Source organism: Methanospirillum hungatei, assembly GCF_020216685.1.
GTDB lineage: Archaea > Halobacteriota > Methanomicrobia > Methanomicrobiales > Methanospirillaceae > Methanospirillum > Methanospirillum hungatei_B.
The window spans coordinates 1-16,582 of sequence record NZ_JAIWNS010000121.1 but is presented as its reverse complement, the minus strand read 5'-3'; the positions used below and the strand labels follow the sequence as shown (position 1 = coordinate 16,582).

Below are 16,582 nucleotides of genomic sequence, written 5' to 3'. Positions count from 1 at the left end.
GATGACCAGTTAAAGAACATGGGGTTCGATAGCTTGCTCAGGGAGAAAAGACTCTCACCTTAGTAAGTTATAAATTGCCAGAATTAGGTTTAAAAGGGCCGGATGGATGATAAACCATATTGAAGGCAGCCATTATATCCTGATCAAAGAAGGAAGTCAAGTACATTTATCGGTGCCTGTTCATTCAGGAAAAAATTTGGGACCAGGTTTACTCCGAAAGTTAATACGAACCGCCGGATTATCACCTGAAGAATATCTGGAGTTTTTTAATCGCTAAAAATTCTTCTCTCTCCTGTTTGCTGCCATTCGATGCCCACCGTTTTACTACCTGAAGAACGGGGAACGACAAGATCGTTTCCTTCAAAAAAATAAGAACCATCTCTCCAAAACATAAGATGGTTTTCGGTTTATATTCTCAAAAAAAAATTATTCGTTATGCCAATAACCTGACCAAAAGGGCTTTCTGTGCATGCAGCCTGTTTTCTGCCTGGTCCCACACCGCACTGGCTTTACTATCTAAAACCTCATCGGTGATCTCCCAGTTTCGGTGTGCCGGGAGACAATGCATCACAATAGCCCCTGGTTTTGCACAGGCCATAAGTTCAGCGTTTACCTGGTATGGCATGAAGATCTGTCTTCTCCGGTCAATCTCCTCTTCCTGCCCCATTGAAATCCAGGTATCAGTCATGACCACATCAGCACCAGTGGCCGCTTCCCGTGGATCGGTCACAATTCTGACCTTTGCTCCCATTTTTACTGCTTCTGTCACGATCTCCTGCCTGGGCGCAAACTCTGGTGGTGATGCTACAACGACTTCCATTCCGGTAAGAATAGTACTCATAATAAGTGAATTACAGACATTATTCCCGTCACCTATCCAGGCAACCCTCACTCCTTCGGTCCGAAAGAGTCGTTCCTCAATGGTCATGATATCGGCCAGGATCTGACACGGGTGTTCCCGATCTGACAGTCCGTTAATAACCGGAATATCGGCATGAGCGGCAAGTTCCAGAACCTCATCATGCCGGTTCGCCCGGATCATAATTGCCGATACAAACCTGGACATAACCCTTGCCGTATCACGAATTGCCTCTCCCCGGCCTAGTTGCATGTCCTTCGGATTCAGGAACAGGGCATGACCTCCCAGCTCAAACATCCCGGCCTCAAACGATATCCGCGTTCTGGTCGATGATTTCTCAAAGATCATCCCCAGGGTTTTATGGGCAAGAACAGGGGTCTGTATGCCGACTCTGCGCTCTTCCTTTAATTTTCTGGCATGTGCGATAAGATTTGCCAGTTCATCCCGGGAGATGTCAAGAATGGATATGAAATCTTTCTTCATCTGATCTCCTTCATGTGGGAAATTCTCTTCTCCAGAACTTCTCTGGTCCCAATATCAGACCGGTGACGGACAGGACCCTGAACGGCAGATGCAGCCTCTTCTGCAATCCTCTCTGCCTCTTCCAGGGTATCGCCGATACCAACATAAGCCATAGTCCGTGAGCTCTGGGTCACCAGGAATTCCCCTTCCCTGACAACACTGGCATAATAGCAGAGTGCCTTGTTATCTGGTCCGGGAATTAGTTTGCCGCCTGAAACTGGATTATCCGGGTATCCTTCCGGCACAAGATACTTGCAGACGGTAGCTTTTTTCGCAAACGAAACCTCCGCTTTGTCAAGTGTTCCTGCCGTAATCGCCTGAACAAGGGTGGAAAAGTCACTGGTCAGTAATGACAGGACATTCATGGCTTCAGGGTCACCAAACCTTGCGTTGAATTCAATAACCATCGGACCCTGTGCTGTATTCATGAACTGACCGTACAGAATTCCCACATATGGTGTCCCTTCAGCAGCAAGAGAAGCAATGGTCTGTTTCATGATGGCAAATGCCGTATTGTAATCCTCTTCGGTGACAAAGGGAAACCGGTGATCCGGAAGGGTATAGGATCCCATACCCCCGGTATTGGGCCCGACATCTCCTTCAAAAGCCCGTTTATGATCCTGTACAAGAGGCATCGGGACAAGATGAGAGCCATCGACGAATGCCTGCAACGTGAACTCCTCTCCGATAAGCCGTTCCTCAATGACAACATCCCCTTTGAGTTCATGAACATATCTGCAGGCTTCCTCATGGGTCAGGTGTTCGCCCATGATCCTGACTCCCTTGCCTCCGGTCAGACCTGATGGTTTTATTGCATATTCTTTTGTTGTGGTTTTCAGGAATGCTTCAGCATCGGTGCCGGAGTGGAAGATATGGTATTCAGGAAGACCAGGGATATTGAATTTCTTCATCAGATTTCTGCAGAATGATTTGTCGGTCTCTATTCTCGCTGCCATCTTTGCAGGACCAACACATTTTACTCCTGCTGTGGTAAGTGCATCAACAACACCAGTTTCCAGGGGTGCCTCAGGACCGATACACGCATACTGAATCTGTTGCTCGATGCAGAAATTTTTCACCACTTCTGGGTCAGTTTCTGAAGCAATCAGGATCTTATATGCCAGTTCAGCAATCCCTGGATTCATCCTGTTCATTACCGCAAATATTCTCGTCTGTGGATTTTTGGAAAGGGCCTTTGCAATGGCATGTTCTCTGCCTCCGCTTCCGACAACAAGGATGTTTGTATGTGTATTCATTCCTGATAACTCCGGTGAATTTGCATCATTCTATCAATTTTAAAAAAATTCAGAAAGTGCTTAAAAGGGGCACTCTCTCATGTGAATGGATAAAGATCCTGGTCGCTCTGCGAATGAAAAGCTCTGCATTCTTGCAGAGAGGATGAGAAATAATCAGGTGGAGGAGTGAAAAATTGCCTCCTCTGGTACTAATTGCCATAGATATCGGATCTTAGATTAATATTCTCGTACCAATATGCGGTACACACCATTAAACCTATCATTAAATATCCAATAGTACGACCTTGTCAAGATAGGAAAAAAAGATCATCCTTTATAACTCATTATCACAAGTACGTACTATTCATATGCCCTCTCTTCTACTTCCTATCGGGATTCAGTCATTTGAGAAGATCAGGAGCGAAGGGTATTATTACGTGGATAAAACTCCATACATCGCTGAGTTAGCTCAAAAAGGTTCATATTATTTTCTCTCCAGACCACGCAGGTTTGGCAAAAGCCTTTTTATCGACACTCTCTCCTGTGCATTTAAAGGGAAAAAAGATCTGTTCTCCGGTCTTTATCTTGACCGTCCTGAATCAGGCTGGGATTTTGAGAAAAAATATCCGGTTATAAAAATCAGTTTTGCACAACGGGTGAACCGATCATCTGCAGAATTGTCTGAATACCTGACCAGAATAATTTCCCAGGAGGCAGCACAGTATGGGCTTTCCATTGATCATTCCATCTCGTCCGGATTTCAACTGGAAGATCTGATACGTGAACTCTTCAAAAAAACCGGAAAAAAGGTTGTACTTTTGGTTGATGAATATGATAAGCCGATTCTTGATAACCTTCATGATCAGAAAGTTGCCTTAGAGCTTCGTGAAGATCTCAAGAGTTTTTATAGCATTATTAAGGATCTTGATCCATTCCTTACCTTTGTCATGCTCACCGGGGTTTCAAAATTTGGAAAAACCGGGATATTCTCCGGTCTGAACAATCTCAAGGATATTACCCTTGATTCCCGGTACTCTGCGATATGTGGGTATACTCAGACAGATCTTGAGCAGGTTTTTACAGAGCACCTCTCCGGATTTGATAACGATGAGGTGAAACGATGGTACAATGGGTATTCCTGGACCGGCGAGTCGGTTTATAACCCGTTTGATATCCTGCTGCTTTTTGATGAGGGAACATTCAAACCATATTGGTTCGAGACCGGAACGCCGACTTTTCTCATCAAGCTCTGGGAGTCTAATCCACGACTTCCGGCTGAATATGAAGATTTTATTGCCGGGACCGATCTCCTCGGGTCATTTGATCCGGAGCATATCCGGATAGAGACTCTCCTTTTTCAGGCAGGGTATCTTACAATTAAAAAATGGTCTGCAGATCCCATTCGGGGATTTACCTGCTGGCTTGGATACCCCAATGTCGAAGTCAGAACCTCTTTAAATACTTTGTTTGCTGAAGTCCTTTCAAAGCAGGAGATTTCTAAAAATCGTGAAATGCTCTATGATATTCTGGAACGGGAAGACCCCAGTCAGATACATACCATTTTTTCTTCACTTTTTGCTTCAATTCCATACGATTGGTACAGGAAGAACCAGTTGTCGCAATTTGAATGGTATTATGCGAGTATCGTGTACACGTATTTTGCGAGTCTTGGGTATGAGGTTATACCGGAAGATACTACGAATAAAGGCAGAATTGACCTTACCGTAAAAACCAAAACCGGTATCTGGATATTTGAATTTAAAGTATCAGATTCTCCTTCGCACGAACCTGGCAGCCCTCTCAACCAGATCAGGGAAAAAAAATACCGGGAGAAATATGAAAGCGATGGCAGGAAGATCTTTGAGATTGGTATCATTTTCAATCCTATGACACGAAATATCGATCACTGGGAAGTTCAATGATCCTTTCAAATTATCTGAAACCTCACTCTTCTCTTACATCATGACCTTCCTTGCAACCGGATTTCAACAGGTGGACCTTTCAGAAGATCAGGGAAAACTGGTTCGGTGCCTGTCAGATATAAGAAACCATCCCTTCTTTCGGTCGGTAAAAGAGGAGTCATTCGAGCTCCTGAAGATATCACCCGGAGATATCATCCTTGAGATTGGGTGCGGCCCTCTTGATGATGTGCATATCCTTGCCGGACGGTGCAACCCCGGAGGACTGGTAATCGGGTCAGATATCAGTTCTTCTCTTGTAACCCTTGCAAAAAAAGCCTCCAGTATTCCAAACCTCTCCTACATCCGCATGGACGGGCAATACTCGGCAGTCCGTGACGGTATATGTGATGCGGTCAGGGAAGACCGGGTTCTTCAGCATGTGCAAGATCCACAGCAGGTCATTGAAGAGATGTATCGTGTCTTAAAACCGGGGGGGAGATGTGTCCTGTTTGAACCGGACTGGGAGAATTTTATTCTTGACGGGGCTGATGAAGAAGTAACAAGAACTGTTCTGAACTTCTGGTCAGATCAGTTTGCCTGTGGTCATATCGGGCGTAAGCTTAGAAGAATGTGTCTACATGCAGGATTTACCGATGTAGAGGTTCATCCACGGACGATGATCATGACCACGCTCAAAGAAGCGGAAACGATCTTCACCGTTACAGAAAATGCGAATCGGGCAGCATCTGCCGGCTGCGTATCACAGGAGGAGGCTGATGCGTTTCAGGCTCACCTCATTACAATGGATCAGAAAGGATTATTCTTTGGTTCCTTCACCGGTTACCTGGTTTCTGGGAAAAAACAAGACCTGGATTTATCCTAGACGATAATATCATTTACTTTCGAATTTTTAATCCTCATATATGCAATCTCGGTATTCCAGGGATTTTTCTCGATAAAGTCAAGAACACTCTTAATCTTTTGATAATTCTCCCTGATGTTTCGTGCCTCATCGCTCTTTGCATCCTTCTCCTTGTTTACCAGGAATTGATACTTGTCAGAGAGGGAAAAGATACTCTCAACGACATAGGTTGAATACAGGTGATCTGCTGATATGGACTTCTTCTCTTTTCCCGTTCCTGTTCCTGTATTTCTCCCTTTCTCTTCAAGATGGATCACAAATGGATCACTCTTCCGGTATTTTTGGGCAATACCCCCGATAAATGACGGCCCGTCCGGATTGATGTACATATATATGCTACCATTGCTATCCCGGTATGTGGCAACTGCCGTACTCTTGATGGGATCGGTGAGACGGATTCCAACCGCTGCATGAGAGAGACCTGGATATGCAAGATATACCACATCATACCCTGCTTCACTGAGCAGGCCGTATAAAAACAGGGCTTTGTCATACGTATTCCCCATTTTATCATGCAATATCTCTATCGGGTACCGGTTTTCAGCATTCTCGGTCAGAGGAATCTGCTGAATAAAATGGACAATACATTCCAGTTTCGCCCGCTCACTGATTCTCTTGATATTTGCCTGTCTCTTGAGCTCTTCTAGTGTTGTCTTCAGGGTCTCCTGAGTTGTTGTATCTGCAAGGATAGCAGAAAGCACTGGTATCCATTCCTCCGGGTTTTTCGTTGAGACATCTGATGATTGGTATGAAACTTTTTGTGCTCCCAGGTGGACTGACCGGTTGATGTCAAAGGTCAGGGGCAGGGTATTACCTGAAGACTGAATGGAAAATGTCCGCTCCACAAAAGCAGGATTTGCTCCTTTTTGTGGGGTAACTACAAACCTCTGCAGATCGGTGGTATTGAGTGATTCCTGGGGCTTTACAACCCTGACTTTTTTCGTTTCATCGGATGGGATCTGCAGACTATGCAGGTACTGCCCCTGTGGAGTAAAGACCTGGATTCGTGCATTACCGGAATCACAGACATATAGCAATTCTTCACCTGATACATTCACAACACTGATCCCGTAAGGAGTGTCAAACTTCCCATCTCCATCTCCGAACCCTCCCCAGCTGGTAAGGAGAGATCCTTTGTCACTGAGTTTTAATATCCGGTGGGTGGCTGCATCGGAGAGGTAGATATTCCCCTTTTTATCATGGGTGATTCCGGTGATATCCCAGTATCCATAGGGTTTTGCGACATCCCTGGTTATGATTCGCTGCATTGACCCATTTGCCTGAACCAGGAAAAGAGCCTTATCATACAGATCGCTGACTAAAAATGACTCATTGGAGAGGGAGAGCATATGTGAAGGTCGGACAAGTTCTGGCTGACTGACCGGTGCCTGCCATTTAGATGAGGTATTATTCTGGACCTGTCCGGGGGTATCTCCATGAAACAGCATCCCTAAGGGAATGCCGCCCAGGATACCGGCTATGAGAAGTATGACAATGCCAGCCGTATGCTGGTTCATAGACTATCATTAGCCATACGGGTATAATGGCATGTCTGTCACCGTTCTTATTCGTTTATAAGGTCCTGCATCCTGACCAGGGGAGTCAGGGTAATTTTAAGTTCGCTGAGCATTTTTTCTGCTCCTTCATTCCGGTCAACTACGGTGATCACATCCTCCACTATCGCACCGGCAGAACGGAGCTGTTCAATCCCAAATACTGCAGAGCCGCCGGACGTAGTGACATCTTCAACGAGCAGAATCCTCTTCCCATCTACATCACCGATGATAAGGCTGGCAAGGCCATGTCCTTTCTGCTCTTTCCTGATAATGACATACGGTTTACCAGAGGCAAGGGAGACTGAGACCGCAAGGGGGACCCCGCCGACGGCAACTCCTGCGACGGCATCAAAATCCGTGCATTGGGAAAGAACCTCTGAAGCAATCTTTTTCAGAATGGCAGGATCGGTAATAGCCTTTTTAATATCTATATAGACCTTGCTCTTTCTTCCGGACGCAAGGGTAAAATCTCCAAATCGTATAGCCTCGGCTGAGATCAGCATCTCACGCAATGTAGCAGTTACCATGGTACCTTCTTCAATCCAAGTTTATACCCGATAATATTCACGGTCCGGTGGAGCAAGGGGGTCAGTACCAGGATGACGATCAGAAGCGGCATGGTCATGGTGTGCATCATCCAGGAGGAATCAAACAACAAAGTCAGAAGCAACGCCCCGACGACAAAGTCCAGCTGATCTACTAAAAACCACTCGCCTCCCCGGTCTATCCCCTGACGTCGTTTAAAAAAACTCTTTACCATATCACCAAGGAGTGAACCGACAGCAAGCAGGATGACTGCCGTCAGGGTATGGGGGGGAAACCAGGGGACAAGTCCTGATATCTCTGCATATATCTGGAGTGCCCCGATAAGAATCCCGGCTGTAACCCCGCCGACAAACCCCCGGATGGTCTTCCCGTCACCAAGGATACGCCTCCCGTCTGTCCAGTTCCTCCCCATATCAACGGGCATACCTCCACCGGTCAGGGCTGCAAAATTATTTGGCAGGTATGCGGGGAGCATCACCCATATCGCAGAACCGATGAGTATGAGTCCGTTACTGAGTATTGTTGCAGAATCCGGCATACCTATAAGGTTAGGTTTTCGCATACATATGAGCAGAAGTGAAATCCGGTATGGGAATACCCACTGGTGGTGATAGTATACTCCTCAAAAAAACCAAAAGTCTCTGTCCAATATGTAAAAAAGTACTAGAAGCAGAGATTATAGAGAACGAAGGAAAGGTGTATATAAACAGGACCTGTCCTGATCATGGTTATTTTTCATACCTGTACTGGGATGATGCAGACGCATGGCGCAGATATGAGGCGTTCGGGGTGAAGGGTTCAGGCCTTGCAAACCCTCAGGTCGTGAAAGATATAAGCAGTTGTCCGTATGATTGTGGAATCTGTAACAGTCATAAATCAACGACCCTCCTTGCAAATGTTGATCTGACAAACCGGTGTAACCTGAACTGTTCTTTCTGTTTTGCAAATGCACGGGCATGCGGGTACATCTACGAGCCCACCTTTGACCAGATCAAAGAGATGCTGACGGTCCTGCGCTCTGAAAAACCAACTCCTGCGCCGGCAGTTCAGTTTGCCGGAGGAGAACCGACACTCCGTGATGATCTATTTGAGATCATAGGACTTGCAAAAAGTATGGGGTTCATGCAGGTGCAGCTGGCAACGAACGGACTTATTCTTGCCAAGGATCCTGATTATGCACTCCGGCTCAAAGATGCCGGTCTTTCCACGGTATACCTGCACTTTGACGGGGTATCAAAAGAGACGAATTTCAAACTGGCGCATGACCTGAAGGCAATTGAAAACCTTCGAAAAGCAAAGCAGGGTGTGGTTCTGGTACCAACCATCATCAAAGGCCATAATGATCATGAGATTGGTGATATTGTCCGGTTTGCAGCAGAAAATAATGATGTAATCCGTGGAGTAAACTTCCAGCCGGTCTCATTTACCGGGGCGGCGTCACCGGAAGATATCGAACAGCAGCGGATAACAATCCCTGAGTTACTGAACCGTATTGAAGAGCAGACCGAAGGGGCGGTTGAGAAAGAGGATTTTTACCCGGTTCCCTGTGTTGTGCCAATCAGTGACTTTGTTGAGGCATATACCGGCAAACCACAATTAAAATTCACCGCACACCAGCATTGTGGTGCAGCGACCTATGTCTTTGTCAGGGATAAGAAGATCGTCCCCATCAACCGTATGATCGATGTTGATGCATTCTTTGATTCTATCGAGCGGCTCACAACCCAGCTCTCCTCGGCAGGGCCTATCAGTAAAAAGATGGTTGCCATTAACGGGATTAAGGAGCTCTATGCATCGGTGAAGAAGAGTGAGGATGGGGGCCGTGAACTCTGGACCAGCCTTGGAAAAGCACTTATCACCCATAACTTTGACTCCCTTCGTGAGTTCCACTGGAATGCCCTCTTTATCGGGATGATGCATTTCATGGATAACTATAATTATGATGTCGAGCGGGTCAGCCAGTGCTGCATTCATTATGCGACACCAGACGGGACTCTCATCCCATTCTGTACCTATAACAGTGGTCCGGTCTTCCGTGAACAGATCTGGAAGAAGTACAGCAGACCCTTTGAATAACCTCCCTTTTTTGATGTTCCATGATAACCATTATTCCAAAACCCACCGATATTCCATCTGACAATTCAACCCGGATGGTCATGGATGAACTTGACCGGATGGGGTATCCGTACCGGGTCAGGTTTTTAGAAGCAATCGATCCGTTTTCAGATGATCTGTCCGGAGCGACCATCTGGGCCTGCGGAATCAGACAGAATGGTCATAATTTTGAATCACTCCAGGCCCTGTCACTGAAAAACAGAATTATAAACTCACCGGAGAGTATTGTCACCTGTGCAAGTAAGGTGATGACATCGGCCCTTCTGGTGCAGCACGGGGTCCCGACTCCTGCAACATTTTTTACCGAATCACGGACGCTGGCAGGGAAGTTTATACAAAAGCACACCAAAGCCGTGTCAAAACCTGTGTACGGGTTTGACGGGGTTGGGATTCATCTGGTTGAAAACGAGTCAGAGCTAGGAGATCCACCCTATTACCTGCAGGAATATGTGCCAAATGACCGCGACTTCCGGGTTTTTGTCATCGGTGACAAGGCAGTCGGGGCCATCATGCGGGTATCTGATCACCTGACTCATAACATCCACCAGGGAGGGTGCGGGAGTGCAATTAAAATTCCACAGGAGATGGCAGATATTGCAGTCAGGGCAGCACAGGTAGTCGGAGTGGATTACGGAGGTGTTGATCTGCTGTCCTGTAATGGATCATATGTCGTACTTGAAGTAAACGGCACACCCAACTGGCATTGTATGCAGGCTCCGATCCCCCGGCTCCTTGCAGAGTACTTGGTCTTACAGGATCAAAAAAAGTAGAAGGGGTTACCCTTCCATCTCTATCTCTTTTAGTGTCCTCTCGGCCAGTTCATGCATCCGGTCAGCCATTCGTGCTGCTGATGGATTGTCTACCTCTCTCATAGCCTTTGCAATGGCATTTCCCAGAACAAATATCGCATATTTATGCTCCATTTTGCTCCGGTGGGTCTGTGAAGGGGTAATTTCCAGGGCATCATACTCGGTAAAGTCTGCATCAGGGTTCTGCTCCTCTAGATACTCGCGGACATTGGTGAGCATGGTATGGAGGGATATTAATTCTTCTTTATGCACACTGGATCTCCACTATCTGATTAGTGAGAAAAATATAAAAAAAATAGCCTGAAACCAGCTATCTGAATGGAATGAGCCGGATTGTAGCCGGAAGCCGCACGATGCCGGTAAATGAGGGTGCGGCAAGATACCTGATCCCATGCAGGGAGAACTGGTCAAGAAGCTGCTGGTTGATCTCCTGATCGATGACAACTCCCTCAAGGTCCTGTTCCATTGCCCCGAGTTTCTCCTCAACTTCCCCGGCAGGGAGTTCATTCTTCATCTCACCGCCCAACCCGATAAGCCGTGCAGTTCCACGGTTTTTTACCTCCCGAATGTGGGTAAACACGGTTCTTGGCCGGTCATCTTCCTCATCATCCGTGAGATTTGCCTGATACTCAGTGACGCTCTCTTCTTCAAAGACGGCATCTGGTATCTCTTCCGTGCATTCACAGGAGATCACCGCGTCACCCTCAGGGGCTGGTGGGTGATATCGTGCCGGTTCACTCATCTTCTCTCGTCCCGGTTCACGAACGGATGGAGTCTTTTGTTCAGATTTTTGTGATGCCAGGTACTCTGCGACCCGGTCTTCCAGGACATACTCAACCGGCACCTTGTTTCGAAGCGCTTTAATTATCTCCTTACGACTCAGGTCTTCAACCGACTCGCCCCGTGTCGGATACGCGACAAAATCCACATCGGTGACTTCCAGAAGTTCACGCAATATGAGATCCCCTCCCCGGTCCCCGTCAAAGAACGCAGTTGTGGTCTTTTTCCGGCACAGGTCGATGATGGTCTTTGGGATGCTGGTCCCTTCAACGGCCACAGCGTTTTTGATTCCGGCACGGAGCAGGTTGATGACATCTGCCCTCCCCTCTACCACGATGATAGCGTCTGATGCAAGCACGTTTGGTCCGGCAGGGACGTTATCGACTCCGATGGTTGCTATCTTCTCGATCCGCTGACTTTCACGGACAGCATCTATGAGTGAATCAGGATCAATCCCTGGTTCTTCAAACTCAAGGAGGAGAGCCTTTGCCCGTTCGATGATCTGGGTCCGTTTGGTAATTCTGACATCTTCAATCGACTGGACATGGATTTCTGATACGCAGGGACCGACCCGGTTGATAGTCTCCATGGAAGCGGCAAGTATTGCCGTCTCTGCCCGGTCTACCGAGGTCGGGATGGTTATCTCACCATATGATTTTCCCAGTCTGCTCTGGATCTTGACATCAATCCGGCCAAGTTTCCCCTGTCTCTGGAGCTCACGAAGTTCAAGTTCTGACCCGAGGAGTCCTTCAATCTGACCAAAAATGGCTCCGACTACATCAGATCGGTCGACCACCCCGTCAGCCTGGACAACCAGGTGAATTCGATACTTCGTTGTGTCCTGTTCATACACGTAAGAACCCCCTGTTCATAACAATGTGAATCATATCTACGGAGATTCATCTACCAGAAAGTATATAAGAATTAGGGTAAGGTCAGCTCATTCTCTCGGTTTTCTACCCACTGATGAGGTCAATTATCTGCTGACGCGAGATACCATGAATCCTGACCTTCTTCACCGAAGAGGTCTGCCCAGACAGAATGGTGACGGCGTGGACCGGCAGGTGAAAATATCCGGCGATGAGTTCCATGATCGCCTTGTTTGCTTTTCCCTCAACCGGGGGAGCTTTTACCGCAATACCAAATGCTTTCCGCCAGGGATTATATCCGTCAGGAAAGAGCGACTTTTTACTCCCGGCTGATACTTCAATGGTGATGATAATACCCTCCGGAGTTTCCTGAAAGATATCTTTATAGTCTTTCACTGATGGTTCGGTGTGATTATCCTGTCCCGCGTTTGATTTTTTCATAGTATATGATTATTTGAGATTGTAGGGTATACCTGCTGTCAACAGAGTAGAAGGATTTCAATGTACAATCCGTATATTGGGTCATGAGTCCGTGCACTCTTCCCGGAAAGCCGGACGGCAGAAAACATCACATATGTTGTCTCTCACCATTTTTATTTCGCTCTTTAATTCTCACATGAGTTTTCCCTTTATTGTATCCCGACCAATCTCTTTATGGTGAACCCCGATGGACACCAGAATTAAGCGAATAATAGCCCGTGAAATTCTTGATTCACGAGGAAATCCTACGGTAGAGGTCGATATCACCCTGAACAACGGGATTCGGGGCCGGGCGGCTTGTCCCTCCGGAGCATCAACCGGGATCCATGAAGCGGTTGAACGTCGTGACGGTGAAAAGCGGTTTGGAGGCAAGGGAGTTCAGGGTGCCGTTCAGGCCGTTAAGGACATTATCTCGCCCAAACTCCTGGGAAGGGATGCTCTTGAGCAGAAAAGTATCGACTCGGTGATGATTGAACTTGACGGGACCCCGAACAAGGCAAAACTTGGTGCAAATGCCATTCTTACGGTCTCAATGGCAGTTGCACGGGCCGCTGCAAACTCCGAAGACGTTCTGCTCTCTGAGTATCTTGGCCCCAAATCTACTCTCATGCCCGTGCCCTGTATGAATATTATGAACGGGGGCGCTCATGCCAACTGGCAGGGATCAGACTTTCAGGAGTACATGATAGCCCCGGTGGGAGCTCCTGACTATCCTGAAGCGGTTCGGTGGGGATGCGAAGTCTATCACTCCCTGAAATCAGTTCTGAAAAAGAAAGGGCTTTCAACCGGCGTCGGTGATGAGGGAGGGTTTGCTCCGATAGTGCCGTCAAATCTTGAACCAGCATCGCTCATCGTCCACGCAATAGAAGAGGCCGGGTATTCACCAGGAAAAGAGATCGCTCTGGTCCTTGATCCGGCATCAAGCGGGTTTTATGAGGATGGAAAATACACGCTCCGGACTGAGAAGAAGGTCCTTACATCAGCAGAAATGACTGATTATTATGAAGACATGATCCGGACCTATCCGATCATCTCTATTGAAGACGGACTTGCCGAGGATGACTGGGAAGGGTTTGCATTCATGACAAAACGTCTTGGAAATACCATCCAGATCGTCGGCGATGACATCTTTGTTACCAATCCTGAACGAATAAACCGCGGTCTGAAAGAAAAGACTGCAAATGCAGTTCTGATAAAGCTCAACCAGATCGGTACGGTTACCGAAACCATGGATGCCGTTCGTCTTGCACAAAAAGCCGGCTGGGGAACGATGGTCTCTCACCGGAGTGGTGAGACCTGTGATTCATTCATTGCTGATCTGACGGTTGCACTTGGATGTGGTCAGCTTAAGACCGGTGCACCCTGTCGTGGAGAGCGGGTTGAGAAGTATAATCAGCTCCTCCGTATCAACGAGTTCCTTGGAGATAAGGCCAGATACGCAGGAAGAAAGGCATTCAATTCTGCATAATGTAAAATAAGGTAAAACAAGGTGATGGGGTTCACCTGTAACCGCTTTTTCCAGCTGATGACTCCTGTTCCTGTTTACCAGGATTTACTTCTGTTTTCTTCCCATCTTCACGTCATGGGTGATGACAAGCCCATGTTCGACCAGTTCTTCCACTTCATCAACAATGCTCATAACCCGCTCCTTTGTATCAACGACATCAATGACCACGGGCAGGTCCATTGAGAAGTTTAAGACATCGACGGTGTGAATAACCTGTTCATGTCCATATCCGACCATTCCCCGGAATACGGTGCACCCGGGAAATCCTCTTTTCTTGAACATCTCAACAAGATGCCGGTATGCAGGTTTTTTTCCGATTTTTGCTGATTCTGCAATATATATTCGTAAAAGCATTCCATCCGATAACATTTATCCTCCTGTTAAAATCAGCGTCACAAGAACAAAACTGAATAGTACTCCAATCAGGCTTCCTATAAGATTTATCGAGATATTCAGAGCCATAGTCTGATAATCCTGCTCCTCAAACATCCTGAATGTTTCAAAGGAGAAGGTTGAGAAGGTGGTAAACCCTCCCAGAATTCCGACATCCACCAGGTAATAGATATCTCCGGGAGATCGCGAGAACACAACACACCCAAAGAGAAAACTACCGATGATATTTACGAGGGCCGTTCCCAGAGGAATGCTCCTGACCGGACGGAGTTTTGAGAGTTCAAACCGGAGCATGGCTCCGACCGCTCCTCCAATTCCGACAAGGATCAGATGTTCCATGATCTCCTTTTCCGCAGGATGATCTGGCGTCCCATGAATACTCCCATAAGTCCGCACAGGATATTGGCAGCGATGAAGATCATTCCATAAAAAAGTCCTGCTTCTATCGTCTGGGTTGCAAAGGCTGAAAACGTCGTAAATGAACCGATCATTCCTGCACCAAGCAGGAGACGGGAGTTCCGGCTGAATGCTCCAAAATAAATAGACTCGTACATCAGAAATCCGATCGCAATGCAGCCGAGCACATTGACAATACATGTCCCTAATAAAGAGGGAATCCATTCATTGATCTGATACCGGGCAATAGATCCGATACATCCGCCAATACCAACGAGTGCTGATTCTTTGGGTACAAATTTCATCAAAGGTCCCAGCCTTCTGATTTACCTGTGGGAAAAATCAGACTGCCCTTTCGATCATTTTCGTTTCATAAGACGAAAAGGCTATCCTCAGAGAAAGTCCGAAAAATATTCAGGCACATCTTGACTACCTGTCACGGTCAGGATATATTATGCCCGTAGCTGGCCATATGTCTGATCCGGCATATGAGATGAACCGGAATGTTGATCGGATGTTACATCTGTATCATAACCGGCACTACCGGATTATCCATGAAGAGATCCGGTCCATGAAGTGGTTTATTGAGGATCTTACCTCCTCATACCGGTCAGTTCCACCGCCGCTGTATGACGTTATCATAGATATGGGGCAGAAATCACCATCATTTTTTGAAAATTTAATTCAATCCAGAACTCCTGCTGATCTTCTGGAGCGGTTCAGATTAAGCCTGTATCCTTTCTCCTTTCTCCCTGATATGCAGGAAGACTTGAAACTTATTCTCCTTATTCACCAGCTGTATGCTGATGCACTCGCCCGTGATATGAAAGGAGGCAGGCTTGCTGAGGGATTTTGTAATCCATTAAAGGAGATCCGTCTGATGCTCAAAAACACACTCCCATCCAGGAATTGAGAGGGTATGATATACATATGGAAACAGGCATATGAGAATGATCAGACTCTCTCTGCTCATCCGGTGATATCAGAGTATGTCCAGGGTGATGTATATGTCTGAAAAGAAACCCGAACCTGAAAAAAGAATTATTTTCTCTCCAAGTCATGCAAACAGGATACGAATCGGATGTCAGCACCTGGATTATCTCCTTGATGAGATAGAAGGAATAATGGATGAAGGCGCTTCAAATACCGCATTTCCACAGTATGTGCCAGATATCACTCCTGCCCAGAAGACCTGCATTAAAGACTATATCTCCCATATGAGAAACAGGCTTTTTCGGGTTCTTGATAGTGCCGGTATCCCGAAGAGTTCTCCGGATATTCCGGCATCGAGAGCCGTTCGTGTCAGGCTGGCATCGATGCAGGTATCAGTTGATGAAATGCGTCCCTCTGCGATGCGGGGGTATGGAGAGATGACCAGTGAGGGAGAGACCTGTCTGTCAGGGGCGGTGAGTGAGCTCCGGGTTCTCATTCGTCAGGTTGAACAGTTTCTCTCCGGCACCGGTGGGCAGAATATTAAGGAGCGACTTTCAAAACTGGAGAGTACATCCCATGATCTGGATCTTCTTCGCACCATTGAGCAGCAGGTATCAGAACATGGGCTTGTGGAATTCCGTGGTCAGATATCCTCTATTCTTGACAGTGCCGAGGATCAGGTATTTGAGATTGCCGTATTTGGCAGGGTCAGTTCAGGAAAATCATCCCTTTTAAATACAATTCTAGGATAAGATCTTC

At 46.9% G+C, this 16,582-nt stretch carries 19 protein-coding genes and 1 riboswitch; of the genes, 8 read left to right on the top strand and 11 right to left on the bottom strand.

Annotated elements, in window-relative coordinates; translation table 11 throughout:
• Nucleotides 1-73: 73 nt before the first annotated feature.
• On the top strand, nucleotides 74-277 hold the full coding sequence (locus LDL35_RS07655) for a type II toxin-antitoxin system HicA family toxin (RefSeq protein ID WP_369694896.1): 204 nt from the start codon (nucleotides 74-76) through the stop codon (nucleotides 275-277).
• A 156-nt stretch (nucleotides 278-433) separates the two neighbouring features.
• Here LDL35_RS07655 and argF read toward each other — a convergent pair whose 3' ends face one another.
• Both argF and purD read right to left on the bottom strand, forming a co-directional pair.
• The gene (gene argF / locus LDL35_RS07650) at nucleotides 434-1,342 is read right to left on the bottom strand and encodes an ornithine carbamoyltransferase (protein WP_304021210.1); all 909 of its coding nucleotides are present in this window, start codon (nucleotides 1,340-1,342) and stop codon (nucleotides 434-436) included.
• Nucleotides 1,339-2,637, bottom strand: coding sequence for a phosphoribosylamine--glycine ligase (purD, locus tag LDL35_RS07645; protein ID WP_304021207.1), 1,299 nt, complete (start codon nucleotides 2,635-2,637; stop codon nucleotides 1,339-1,341). Before purD ends, argF begins: the two co-directional genes overlap by 4 nt.
• Before the next feature lie 347 nt (nucleotides 2,638-2,984).
• Here purD and LDL35_RS07640 point away from each other — a divergent pair, with 347 nt between their 5' ends.
• The gene (locus tag LDL35_RS07640) at nucleotides 2,985-4,538 is read left to right on the top strand and encodes an ATP-binding protein (RefSeq protein WP_304021204.1); all 1,554 of its coding nucleotides are present in this window, start codon (nucleotides 2,985-2,987) and stop codon (nucleotides 4,536-4,538) included.
• Between the two features lie 40 nt (nucleotides 4,539-4,578).
• Nucleotides 4,579-5,400 (top strand): class I SAM-dependent methyltransferase, encoded by an 822-nt coding sequence (locus LDL35_RS07635; RefSeq protein WP_304021201.1) that lies wholly within the window; start codon nucleotides 4,579-4,581, stop codon nucleotides 5,398-5,400.
• Here LDL35_RS07635 and LDL35_RS07630 read toward each other — a convergent pair.
• From LDL35_RS07630 to LDL35_RS07620, 3 genes are read right to left on the bottom strand one after another with little or no spacing between them, the layout of a single operon-like run.
• Complete coding sequence (locus LDL35_RS07630) at nucleotides 5,397-6,956, bottom strand: hypothetical protein (RefSeq protein ID WP_304021190.1); 1,560 nt, start codon at nucleotides 6,954-6,956, stop codon at nucleotides 5,397-5,399. The two genes, LDL35_RS07635 and LDL35_RS07630, sit on opposite strands and share 4 nt — an antisense overlap.
• A gap of 47 nt (nucleotides 6,957-7,003) precedes the next feature.
• A complete protein-coding gene (gene pyrE / locus LDL35_RS07625; RefSeq protein WP_304021187.1) occupies nucleotides 7,004-7,522 on the bottom strand; it encodes an orotate phosphoribosyltransferase in 519 nt (172 codons plus the stop codon).
• Nucleotides 7,516-8,016, bottom strand: coding sequence for a CDP-2,3-bis-(O-geranylgeranyl)-sn-glycerol synthase (locus LDL35_RS07620; protein ID WP_304021212.1), 501 nt, complete (start codon nucleotides 8,014-8,016; stop codon nucleotides 7,516-7,518). Before LDL35_RS07620 ends, pyrE begins: the two co-directional genes overlap by 7 nt.
• 113 nt (nucleotides 8,017-8,129) lie before the next feature.
• On the opposite strand from LDL35_RS07620, the gene tes reads away from it, so the two are divergent.
• Nucleotides 8,130-9,617, top strand: a complete 1,488-nt coding sequence (gene tes / locus LDL35_RS07615) for a tetraether lipid synthase Tes (RefSeq protein ID WP_304021184.1) — start codon at nucleotides 8,130-8,132, stop codon at nucleotides 9,615-9,617.
• A gap of 20 nt (nucleotides 9,618-9,637) precedes the next feature.
• A complete protein-coding gene (locus tag LDL35_RS07610; RefSeq protein WP_304021181.1) occupies nucleotides 9,638-10,426 on the top strand; it encodes a RimK family alpha-L-glutamate ligase in 789 nt (262 codons plus the stop codon).
• Nucleotides 10,427-10,432: 6 nt separating this feature from the next.
• On the opposite strand, the gene LDL35_RS07605 is transcribed toward LDL35_RS07610, so the two are convergent.
• From LDL35_RS07605 to LDL35_RS07595, 3 genes are all read right to left on the bottom strand, one after another.
• Nucleotides 10,433-10,717, bottom strand: coding sequence for a UPF0058 family protein (locus tag LDL35_RS07605; protein ID WP_304021178.1), 285 nt, complete (start codon nucleotides 10,715-10,717; stop codon nucleotides 10,433-10,435).
• Between the two features lie 58 nt (nucleotides 10,718-10,775).
• Nucleotides 10,776-12,098: a DNA primase DnaG gene (gene dnaG, locus LDL35_RS07600; protein WP_304021176.1), complete on the bottom strand. Its 1,323-nt coding sequence runs from the start codon at nucleotides 12,096-12,098 to the stop codon at nucleotides 10,776-10,778.
• Between the two features lie 103 nt (nucleotides 12,099-12,201).
• Complete coding sequence (locus tag LDL35_RS07595) at nucleotides 12,202-12,555, bottom strand: DUF167 domain-containing protein (protein WP_304021174.1); 354 nt, start codon at nucleotides 12,553-12,555, stop codon at nucleotides 12,202-12,204.
• A 226-nt stretch (nucleotides 12,556-12,781) separates the two neighbouring features.
• Between LDL35_RS07595 and eno the strand changes: the two genes are divergently transcribed.
• On the top strand, nucleotides 12,782-14,062 hold the full coding sequence (gene eno, locus LDL35_RS07590; protein ID WP_304021172.1) for a phosphopyruvate hydratase: 1,281 nt from the start codon (nucleotides 12,782-12,784) through the stop codon (nucleotides 14,060-14,062).
• 11 nt (nucleotides 14,063-14,073) lie between these two features.
• Nucleotides 14,074-14,136, top strand: a riboswitch (Fluoride riboswitch).
• Nucleotides 14,137-14,146: 10 nt separating this feature from the next.
• Here the strand turns inward: eno and LDL35_RS07585 are convergent.
• From LDL35_RS07585 to crcB (LDL35_RS07575), 3 genes are read right to left on the bottom strand one after another with little or no spacing between them, the layout of a single operon-like run.
• Complete coding sequence (locus LDL35_RS07585) at nucleotides 14,147-14,455, bottom strand: DUF190 domain-containing protein (RefSeq protein ID WP_304021171.1); 309 nt, start codon at nucleotides 14,453-14,455, stop codon at nucleotides 14,147-14,149.
• 15 nt (nucleotides 14,456-14,470) lie between these two features.
• Entirely contained in the window at nucleotides 14,471-14,833 is a 363-nt protein-coding gene (gene crcB / locus LDL35_RS07580) for a fluoride efflux transporter CrcB (RefSeq protein WP_304021169.1), read from the bottom strand.
• Nucleotides 14,821-15,195 carry a fluoride efflux transporter CrcB gene (gene crcB / locus LDL35_RS07575; protein ID WP_304021167.1) on the bottom strand — a complete coding sequence of 125 codons (375 nt, stop codon included), beginning with the start codon at nucleotides 15,193-15,195 and terminating at the stop codon, nucleotides 14,821-14,823. Before crcB (LDL35_RS07575) ends, crcB (LDL35_RS07580) begins: the two co-directional genes overlap by 13 nt.
• 149 nt (nucleotides 15,196-15,344) lie before the next feature.
• Between crcB (LDL35_RS07575) and LDL35_RS07570 the strand changes: the two genes are divergently transcribed.
• On the top strand, nucleotides 15,345-15,803 hold the full coding sequence (locus LDL35_RS07570; protein WP_304021164.1) for a hypothetical protein: 459 nt from the start codon (nucleotides 15,345-15,347) through the stop codon (nucleotides 15,801-15,803).
• Nucleotides 15,804-15,897: 94 nt separating this feature from the next.
• Complete coding sequence (locus LDL35_RS07565; RefSeq protein ID WP_304021162.1) at nucleotides 15,898-16,575, top strand: hypothetical protein; 678 nt, start codon at nucleotides 15,898-15,900, stop codon at nucleotides 16,573-16,575.
• Nucleotides 16,576-16,582 lie beyond the last annotated feature (7 nt).

What these genes read in the sequence shown, in the direction of transcription:
- argF (WP_304021210.1), bottom strand. Translation starts at nt 1,342, where the DNA reads ATGAAGAAAGATTTCATATCCATTCTTGACATCTCCCGGGATGAACTG.
- purD (WP_304021207.1), bottom strand. Translation starts at nt 2,637, where the DNA reads ATGAATACACATACAAACATCCTTGTTGTCGGAAGCGGAGGCAGAGAA.
- LDL35_RS07640 (WP_304021204.1), top strand. Translation starts at nt 2,985, where the DNA reads ATGCCCTCTCTTCTACTTCCTATCGGGATTCAGTCATTTGAGAAGATC.
- LDL35_RS07635 (WP_304021201.1), top strand. Translation starts at nt 4,579, where the DNA reads ATGACCTTCCTTGCAACCGGATTTCAACAGGTGGACCTTTCAGAAGAT.
- LDL35_RS07630 (WP_304021190.1), bottom strand. Translation starts at nt 6,956, where the DNA reads ATGAACCAGCATACGGCTGGCATTGTCATACTTCTCATAGCCGGTATC.
- pyrE (WP_304021187.1), bottom strand. Translation starts at nt 7,522, where the DNA reads ATGGTAACTGCTACATTGCGTGAGATGCTGATCTCAGCCGAGGCTATA.
- LDL35_RS07620 (WP_304021212.1), bottom strand. Translation starts at nt 8,016, where the DNA reads ATGCTCCCCGCATACCTGCCAAATAATTTTGCAGCCCTGACCGGTGGA.
- tes (WP_304021184.1), top strand. Translation starts at nt 8,130, where the DNA reads ATGGGAATACCCACTGGTGGTGATAGTATACTCCTCAAAAAAACCAAA.
- LDL35_RS07610 (WP_304021181.1), top strand. Translation starts at nt 9,638, where the DNA reads ATGATAACCATTATTCCAAAACCCACCGATATTCCATCTGACAATTCA.
- LDL35_RS07595 (WP_304021174.1), bottom strand. Translation starts at nt 12,555, where the DNA reads ATGAAAAAATCAAACGCGGGACAGGATAATCACACCGAACCATCAGTG.
- eno (WP_304021172.1), top strand. Translation starts at nt 12,782, where the DNA reads ATGGACACCAGAATTAAGCGAATAATAGCCCGTGAAATTCTTGATTCA.
- LDL35_RS07585 (WP_304021171.1), bottom strand. Translation starts at nt 14,455, where the DNA reads ATGCTTTTACGAATATATATTGCAGAATCAGCAAAAATCGGAAAAAAA.
- crcB (WP_304021169.1), bottom strand. Translation starts at nt 14,833, where the DNA reads ATGGAACATCTGATCCTTGTCGGAATTGGAGGAGCGGTCGGAGCCATG.
- crcB (WP_304021167.1), bottom strand. Translation starts at nt 15,195, where the DNA reads ATGAAATTTGTACCCAAAGAATCAGCACTCGTTGGTATTGGCGGATGT.
- LDL35_RS07570 (WP_304021164.1), top strand. Translation starts at nt 15,345, where the DNA reads ATGCCCGTAGCTGGCCATATGTCTGATCCGGCATATGAGATGAACCGG.
- LDL35_RS07565 (WP_304021162.1), top strand. Translation starts at nt 15,898, where the DNA reads ATGTCTGAAAAGAAACCCGAACCTGAAAAAAGAATTATTTTCTCTCCA.